The following is an 8,381-nucleotide window of genomic DNA, read 5'->3' as shown; positions in this document are numbered from 1 at the left end:
TACCGGCCGCGTAAAACCAGAAGCAAGGTGCCCGTGTCGCCACCCGGTCGGGACGTGAACAAACCGGAACCCGGTGAACTGTCAGGCGACCACCCTCAGGTGGCGCCCGTCGCGGTGACACCGCATCAATGATGTGCAAGGAAGGAAGGGCCCGTCGTGAGCGGCCAGACAACGGAAGCGGCTCCCGAGCCGGAACACAAGCCTGAGACTTCTCGGCCGCCTCGGGCCGAGGAGGCCGAAGCCGTCGAGGCGGCCGTGGACGCCGAAGCCGTCGCAGACGAGGGCGCCGAAGACGAGGGCCTGGCCGGGTGGGCGGCGCGGCTGCGTGCCGTACCCGTCGACCCGGACACCGAGCGTGAGGTCCCCGGCGACGCCGTGCCCCCGGACATACCCGATGACGTCCGCGAGGTGGCCCGGCTGGTCCCCGACCACTGGCTGGGCGTCGTGGACCCGATGTGGGACGACGAGAAGGACCCTCCGGCGTGGGCGATCATGGGGCAGTGGCGGTCGGACGCCGACGGCGAGGTGGTGGAGTGGACCGACAACCCCGACTACCGTCCCTCGCCCGCGGTGCTCGACTGGGACGAACCGGAGGACGCCCTCGACGCGGCGGTCCAGCTGGCGGCCACCGGGTACGGTCCCGCGGAGGACGTCACGCGGGTACTCGCCTCGGCCGAGGTCGCGGTACTGGTGGACGCGGCCGACTCACCGGTCACGGCGTCGGCGCCGGACGGCACGGCGGTGGTGCCGGTCTTCAGCTCGGAGCCGCATCTGACGAAGTTGGGCGCCTTCCGGCACAGGGTCGTCACGGCACCGGAGCTGGTCGGGCAGATCCCCGAAGGGCACCGGCTGTATCTTAATCCGGCGGGTCCGGTCGGGTTCGTCGTCGACCACGACGCGCTCCTGGAGGCGATCCGGGCGTCAGCCGCCCAAGGTGAGGCGTCAACCGCCTGAGGCGCCCACCCGCGCCATCCGGCCGCTGCCCGGGAATCCAGGCAGCGGTTGCTGCCCAGGTCATGACAGGCAAGGACGAGGACCAGATGCAGACACCCCACACACCGCCCGGGGAACCGGCCGCCCGGCCGGGGGATCCCGCAGCTGCGGTGCCGGGTTCCGAGGTGGGACATGACGGCCCACCGGTCTCCGAAACGCCCGCGCCCCAGTCGGTCGAACCTCCCAGGGAGATGCCGCCGGTGCCCGACGACATCCGCGAGGCGGCCCGCCTTGCCCCCGACCACTGGCTGGGCATGGTCGACCCCGGGTGGACCGACGAGGAGCCGCCACCGGACTGGGCCGTCATAGGGGAGTGGCGGTCGGGCCTGACCGGAGAGGTCGAGGAGTGGCAGGCCAACGAGGACTACCGTCCTTCCCCCCGGATGCTCGGCTGGCCGGCGCCCTCCGACCCGGTGGACGCCGCCGTCCAACTCGCCGTCACCGGCTACGGGCCGTTGGAGGACGCCGTCCGCGCGCTTTCCACGGCCGAGGTGGCCGTGTTGCGAGCGCCCGATGGCGGACCACTGGTCGCCGTCGGCCCGGACGGAAACCCGGTCGTGCCCGTTTTCACCTCCCCATCCCATCAGATGTTCGCCCAAGGGCTGGCCCATGACAGGGTGGCCGTCCGCGAACTCGCCCACCGGTTGGCGGCGGACGGCACCGCGTTCGGCGTCAATCCCGCGGGCCCGGCCCACCTGGCCGTGGGCGCCGACGAGGTGCTGGGTGCCCTGGACGGCACCGCCCCCGACGACGCCCCCGGCACCACGGGGCCGGCGGCCGCATCCCACCCCCACCTCCCCACTTCCACCGGAAGGACTCCATGACGGCTTCCGCCTCGCCACCGCACGGCAACGGACGGGGCCCTGCCCCGCCCGCGGAGCCCCGGCCCGCTGACACCGCACACACCGAGTCCACATCCCAGGCCTCCGCCCAGGCGGAGAGCGCACTCCTCGCCGCCGAGGAGACCCCCAGCGCTGCGCCGAAGACCGCTGCTCCGGCGGCCGAAGGCCGACTGGAGCAGCGAGAAGAGGGCACAGCCAGGACCAGCTCTCCGAAGGCTGGACCCGGGTCCGAAGCCAAATCCGAACCCGAACCCGACGCCGACGCCGACGCCGAAGCCGAGGCCGAGGCCGAGACCGAGGCCAGGACCGAAACTGAGGCACCCGAAGCCGAGACCTCTGCGGAGGCCGAGGCGCCCGCGGAGGCCGGGGCGTCCGGGCAGGCCGCGGGCGGTGAGGCCGCCGAGGGCGGTACCGAGGGCGGCGGGGAAGCGGAGGCGCGCGCCGCCTCCGACGAGGAGGCCGCCCCGGAGGCGCTGGCCGCCGGCGCCGCCACCACCGAGGCCGCGACGGCGGCCGAGCCCGCACCGGGCAGGCCCCGCAAGAGCATGCTGGCCGGCGCCGCCATCGTGGGTGCGTTGCTGATATCCGTGCCGTTCCTGCTGACCGGGAACGACGGCGGGAGCGGGAAGGCGGCCCGGTCGGACGCGCCCGCCGGGACCGTGCTCCAGGACGGGCAGGCGGCCGGTTCGTCGTCCGGTGTCTTCAGCCCGGATTCACCGTCCCCCGACGCCGGCCGGCACTCCCACCCGGCGCACCCGGGCACGGGATCGGACAAGACGCCGGACGGACACGGGACCGGCACCGGCGGCGACGGGAAGAAGGGCGGCACCGGCGCCGGCAAGGACACCGGGACAGACAGCACCCACCACCACGCGTCCTCGGACCAACCGGCGAAGACCGGCACACCGTCCAGGACCACGCATGCCGGCGGGTCCTCCGGCTCGTCCTCCGGCGGTTCCGCCGGCAACTCCGCCACGGTCCAGTCCGTCATGCGGATCAGGGGCCATGCGTCCGGCCGCTGCATCGACGTCCTGGACGGCCAGAAGGCCAACGGCACACCTCTGCAGGTGTGGGACTGCGGTGGCGTCGCCTGGCAGCAGTGGAGCTTCTACTCCGACGGCACCGTCCGCACGATGGGCAAGTGCATGACGCTGGCGTACGCGTCGACGGCGGACGGCACCCCGCTCGCGCTGTCCGACTGCAACGGCAGCTGGACGCAGCAGTTCCGCCTGGTCGCGGCGCAGGACCTGGTCAATCCGCACGCCGACAAATGCGTCGACGCGAAGGACCAGGGGACCGCGAACGGAACCCGCTTGCAACTGTGGACCTGCAACGGCCACGACAATCAGAAGTGGAGCAGCTTCTGAGCGGCGGCGCCACCAGACGCCGAGGGGCGTCCCCTTCGGAACGGGGACGCCCCTCGGCGTTCGTCGTCACTTGAACTCCAGTTCCGTTCCCTTCGGGACGATCTGGATGTCGAGGTCGATCCGGACACTGGAGCCGACGACGGCGATGCCCCGTGCGAGCATGGACTGCCAGTTGATCGTGTAGTCCTCGCGGTGGAGCTCGGTCGTCGCCTTCACGGCCGCGCGGGTCTCGCCCTCCATGCCGACGCGTATGCCCTGGTACTGGGTGTCCAGGGTCACCGTGCGGGTGACACCGTGGAGCGTCAGGCCCCCGGTGACGGCCCAGCGGTTGCCGCCGCGGTGCACGAACTGGTCGCTGTAGAACTCGATGGTCGGGAAGCGCTCCACGTCCAGGAAGTCCGCCGACCGCAGGTGGTCGTCGCGCATGCGGACGTTGGTGTCGATCGAGGCCGCGTCGATGACGACGTGCATCGCGGAGTCCTCGATCGCGTCGCCCACCCTGATGGCGCCCGCGAAGTTGTCGAAGCGGCCGTACACCTGGGCCAGACCGATGTGGCGCGCGGTGAACCCGATACGGGTGTGCGCCTGCTCGATCTCCCACTCGCCCGGGTCGGGCAGGGGCAGCGTCGGAGCGATCTGCAGGGTGACGTCGCCCAGCGAGACGACCTTGCCGCCTTCCAGGAGGGAGACGCCGCCCCGGTAGGGGCTGTAGCTGTCGGCCGACACCGACAGCCGGTACTCGCCGACCGGCACCATCGCCACGATCCCGCCGAAGGGGTCGGTCTCCCCGCCGGCGACCTTGCGGCCCTGACCGTCGCTCAGCGTGTACTCCGCCTGCTTGACCGGCTCACTGACCGGGTCGATGACTCGGCAGGTGAGGAGTCCGGCGGTCGGCGGCACCGAGAGGCCGGACAGCGGGCTGGTCTTTCGGCTCGCGGCGGTCCTCCGACCCAGCAAGCGACTGATCATCGTCTAGTTGTCCCTGTGCGTTCGGTACGGCGTGGAGAGCGACTCACCGCTCACGGCGAGGGGGAGTGGGCGAAACGGAGTTCGACCACCGTGCTCAGTGCCACGCCAACATAGCCTGGTCGAGCCAGGGGCACACACCCCCGGGGGGCCCGGACCGGAATGACACCGTGGCTCCTCGGTGGCCGGGATGCCCCTGTCCGGCCGGGTGGCCGGGTGCGTTCCCGTCCGGTCGGGTGCGTTCCCGTCCGGTCGGGTGCCTCCCGTCCGGTCGGGTGTGGGCGCGGTGGTGCCGCCGGGCCGGCGGGCCGGCGGTCCGGCCGGCGGCACCTTTCACGCGCGCACGGTCAGTGGTGGGTGCCGGAGAAGTAGTCGGGCTGGGTCTGGACGTTCAGCTCGTCCAGGTGCACCCGCTTCGCCGGGTCGGTGCGCCGGTCGTCGAGCTTCAGCACGTCGAAGCCCTTGATGATGTCGTTGGAGTAGATGTAGCCGTTGTAGTAGTAGGCCGACCAGGCACCGCCGATGGTGAGGGTGTCCGCCGAGAGCGGGCCGCGCTCGAAGTAGGCGATCTCCCTGGGCTTGGTGGAGTCGGTGAAGTCCCACACCGAGACACCGCCCTGGTACCAGGCCTGCACCATCAGGTCGCGGCCCTTGACCGGGAGCAGCGAGGCGTTGTGCGCGACGCAGTTCTCGGTGTCCGCCTGGTGGCGGGGGATCTTGTAGTAGCCGCGGAAGACGAGCCTCCGCGCGTCGCCCTTGCCGACGATGTCGTAGATGCCGTCGGCACCGCGGTCAGGGCCGACCGTCGTGTTGCAGGTCGGCGCGCCACCACCGCCGAGTTCGTCGGTGAAGACCACCTTGTCGGCCTTCTGGTTGAAGGTGGCCGAGTGCCAGAAGGAGAAGTTGACGTTGTCCTCGACCCGGTCGATCACCCTGGGCTGTTCCGGGTTCTTGATGTCGAACAGGATGCCGTCGCCCATGCAGGCCCCGGCGGCGAGGTCCTCGGACGGCAGCGTCGTGATGTCGTGGCAGCCGGTGGTCGCGGAGACTCCCGGGTTGGTGGGGGCGCCGGGGTTGCCGCCGTCCGGGAAGAGCACGGGGAAGCTGACGACCCTGGCCTGGGCCGGGGCCTTGCGCGGCACCTTGATGACGGAGATTCCGTCGTGCGGGGGCTGGCAGTCGGGGAACGTGGCCCTGGGCGCGTACGAGGACACGTAGATGTACACGTCGTCGCGCTCGGGGACCAGCGTGTGGGTGTGGGACCCGCAGGACGTCTCGACGGCGGCGACATATCGGGGGTTGCGCTTGTCGCTGATGTCGAAGATCTTCATGCCCTCCCAGGAGGACTTCTCGGTCGCCGGCTGGGAGGTGCTGGCGCAGGAGTTGTCGCTGCGCGACGAGTCCGTGGACAGGAAGAGCAGGTCACCCGAGACGGAGACGTCGTTCTGCGAGCCGGGGCAGAGGACCTGGGCCACGCTCTTCGGGGCCTTCGGGTTGCCGATGTCGAAGATCCGGAAGCCGTTGTAGTTGCCCGCGAAGGCGTACCTGCCCTGGAACGCGAGGTCGGTGTTGTACTCGGTCAGGGCGTCCTTGGGGACGGTGGCGAGGTGCGTGATGTTGGAGCTGTGGACGACCTCGTCCACGGCGGGTATTCCGCCGTTCTCGATGGCCGCCTCGGTCTCGGCGGCCTGCGAAGCGGAGACGGTGTGCCCGGCGGCGCCGCCGGGCCCGGGTATGGCCAGCGCGGGCCCGGCGGCGAGCACCGTCGCCAGGAGCCCGGTCGCGGCAGCGGCCACACCCACGTGTCTGCGCCGCCTGCGGATGGTGAAGGGGATCACTTCGTCCTCCTTGGGACCGTTCAGGACCGAACGGGGTCTTGCTCCCGGCAGTATCGTCCTTACATGTACATCTCAATAGATGGCGGGAGAGACGCGTTGGGGGCTCAGCCCGTCCGGCGGGGAAGTGTCCCGTCGCGCTCCTCACGCCCCACGCCGCAGGAGGCAGCCGTGCTGATCCCGAGCAGACATCCGCGCGCCGCCGCCGGCGCGGTCCTCGCCGCCGCCCTGCTGTTCACCGCGGGCTGCGACTCGGGATCCCGGGGGAGCGACACCAAGGGGCGGGATGCGGCGGGTGCCGTGGTGGCGCCGGGCAAGCCCGGCGAGCCGGCGAGGACGCTCTCGCCCGGGCAGGCGGCGAAGGCGGTCCCGGACAACAGCCCCGACGACGCCGACGTCGCCTACGCGGAGATGATGATCACCCACCACGGCCAGGCGCTGACGATGACCGGCCTGGCCGCGAAGCACGCGCACGCGGACGCCGTCAAACGGATCGCCCGGCACATGGCGGCGACCCAGCGGCCCGAGATCGAGGCGATGCAGGGGTGGCTGGACCGCAACGGCGTGTCCGGCGGCGAGAGGGGCCATATGCACATGACCATGCCCGGGATGGCCACCGAGGCGCAGCTCGCACGGCTGCGGGACGCCCGGGGAGAGGCCTTCGACGCGCTCTTCCTCAAACTGATGATCACCCACCACGAGGGCGCGGTCACGATGGCCACCGACGTCCTGTCGCGGGGCAGGAACGTGCAGATCGAGGAGATGGCCACCGATCTGATTGCCCAGCAGACCCGCGAGGTGAACCTGATGCGTGAGCTGTGACGCGGGGCGCCGTGGGCAGCGGCGGCCGCGCGGGCCACCCGCGTTCCTCCGTGCCGCATCCCTTGACAGCAGGCTCGTACGCCACGAACCTCTCGGCATCCCGTCTGTGGATCAATGGTCCGCCTGCCCAGCAGAGGAGCCGCCATGACCACGCGCGTCCCCACCCACGTCCCGGCCGCCCCGCACCGCGGCCAGCGCACTCGCGCGGTGATCGCCAGCACGGTGGGAACGGCCATCGAGTGGTACGACTTCTTCCTCTACGGCACGGCCGCGGCCCTCGTCTTCCCGCACCTCTTCTTCCCCGGCCACTCCCCGTACGTCGGCGCCCTGGCCTCCTTCGGCACCCAGTTCGTGGGCTTCGCCGCCCGACCGGTGGGAGCGGCGATCTTCGGTCACCTCGGCGACCGTGTCGGCCGCAAGTCGACCCTGGTGGTCACCCTGCTCCTGATGGGCCTCAGCACCTTCCTGATGGGGCTGCTGCCGGGCTATGGGTCGATCGGTTTCGCCGCCCCCCTGCTGCTCGTCCTGCTGCGCATCGTCCAGGGGATCGGCGTGGGCGGTGAGTGGGGCGGCTCCGTGCTGCTCTCCATGGAGTGGGGCTCGCGGCGCCGGCGCGGCTTCATGACCAGCTGGCCGCAACTGGGCGTGCCGCTCGGCCTGCTCGCCTCGACGGGCATGGTCAACCTCATGGACTCCGTGGCCGGGGGCGACTTCGAGAGCTGGGGCTGGCGGGTTCCGTTCCTCGCCAGCATCGTGCTCGTCGGGATCGGTCTCTACGTGCGGCTGAACGTGCTGGAGAGCCCGGCCTTCGACGAGGTCAAACGGGCCCGCGCCGTGGTGCGCAGGCCGGTCCTGCGGGTGCTGCGCGAGCAGCCCCGCGAGGTGCTGACCTCCGCCTTCGTCCGTCTCTCCGAACAGGCGCCGTTCTACCTCTTCATCACGTTCGTCCTGACGTACGGCACGCAGCAGGTCGGCCTGCCGCGTCAGGACCTGCTCGACGACACCCTGGTGGCGGCGGCGGTCGGACTGGTCAGCGTGCCCCTGTGGGGGTACGTCTCGGACCTGGTCGGCCGTCGCCTGACGTACGGCATCGGCATCGTCTGCGTCGGGGTGTTCGCCTTCCCCTACTTCGCGCTGCTCGACACCGCGGACTCCGGACTCGTGCTGCTGGCCATCGTGCTCTCGCTCTTCTTCCACGACATGCAGTACGGGCCGCAGGCGGCCCTGATCGCCGAGGGCTTCGAGGCGAACCTCCGCTACAGCGGCGCCGGCCTCGGCTACCAGCTGGCCTCCGTCATCGCGGGCGGGCCGGCACCGCTCATCGCCGCCGCGATCCTGGAGAACACCCACTCCAGCACCGGAATCAGCTGGTACATCGTGGGCTGCTGCGCCGCCGCCCTGATCGCCCTGGTCCTCATGCCCCGCCCCGGCACACCCCGGCCGGACGGCCCCGCCCCGGACGGAGACCCGGCCGGGGCCTGAGCCGGTTGCGGAGGGATGATGCCGGGCCGGTTGCGGAGGGATGATGCCGGGCCGGTTGCGGAGGGATGATGCCG

At 71.4% G+C, this 8,381-nt stretch carries 7 protein-coding genes; 5 read left to right on the top strand and 2 right to left on the bottom strand.

Annotation, left to right across the window (positions count from 1 at the left end; genetic code table 11):
- Positions 1-156 precede the first annotated feature (156 nt).
- From ACSMXW_RS11965 to ACSMXW_RS11955, 3 genes are all read left to right on the top strand, one after another.
- Positions 157-954, top strand: coding sequence for a type VII secretion system-associated protein (locus ACSMXW_RS11965; protein ID WP_485805972.1), 798 nt, complete (start codon positions 157-159; stop codon positions 952-954).
- A gap of 230 nt (positions 955-1,184) precedes the next feature.
- On the top strand, positions 1,185-1,817 hold the full coding sequence (locus ACSMXW_RS11960) for a type VII secretion system-associated protein (RefSeq protein WP_485805970.1): 633 nt from the start codon (positions 1,185-1,187) through the stop codon (positions 1,815-1,817).
- Entirely contained in the window at positions 1,814-3,202 is a 1,389-nt protein-coding gene (locus tag ACSMXW_RS11955) for a ricin-type beta-trefoil lectin domain protein (RefSeq protein ID WP_485805968.1), read from the top strand. Before ACSMXW_RS11960 ends, ACSMXW_RS11955 begins: the two co-directional genes overlap by 4 nt.
- A gap of 66 nt (positions 3,203-3,268) precedes the next feature.
- Here the strand turns inward: ACSMXW_RS11955 and ACSMXW_RS11950 are convergent, their stop codons facing one another.
- Both ACSMXW_RS11950 and ACSMXW_RS11945 read right to left on the bottom strand, forming a co-directional pair.
- Positions 3,269-4,171, bottom strand: coding sequence for a YceI family protein (locus tag ACSMXW_RS11950; RefSeq protein ID WP_485805967.1), 903 nt, complete (start codon positions 4,169-4,171; stop codon positions 3,269-3,271).
- Between the two features lie 344 nt (positions 4,172-4,515).
- Entirely contained in the window at positions 4,516-6,006 is a 1,491-nt protein-coding gene (locus ACSMXW_RS11945; RefSeq protein ID WP_485805965.1) for an LVIVD repeat-containing protein, read from the bottom strand.
- A 168-nt stretch (positions 6,007-6,174) separates the two neighbouring features.
- Here ACSMXW_RS11945 and ACSMXW_RS11940 point away from each other — a divergent pair, with 168 nt between their 5' ends.
- The gene (locus ACSMXW_RS11940; protein WP_485805963.1) at positions 6,175-6,825 is read left to right on the top strand and encodes a DUF305 domain-containing protein; all 651 of its coding nucleotides are present in this window, start codon (positions 6,175-6,177) and stop codon (positions 6,823-6,825) included.
- A gap of 144 nt (positions 6,826-6,969) precedes the next feature.
- Positions 6,970-8,307, top strand: a complete 1,338-nt coding sequence (locus ACSMXW_RS11935; protein WP_485805961.1) for an MFS transporter — start codon at positions 6,970-6,972, stop codon at positions 8,305-8,307.
- Positions 8,308-8,381: the final 74 nt, after the last annotated feature.

This window comes from Streptomyces sp. DSM 116793, assembly GCF_057320905.1.
This window is presented reverse-complemented; position numbering and strand designations above follow the sequence as displayed.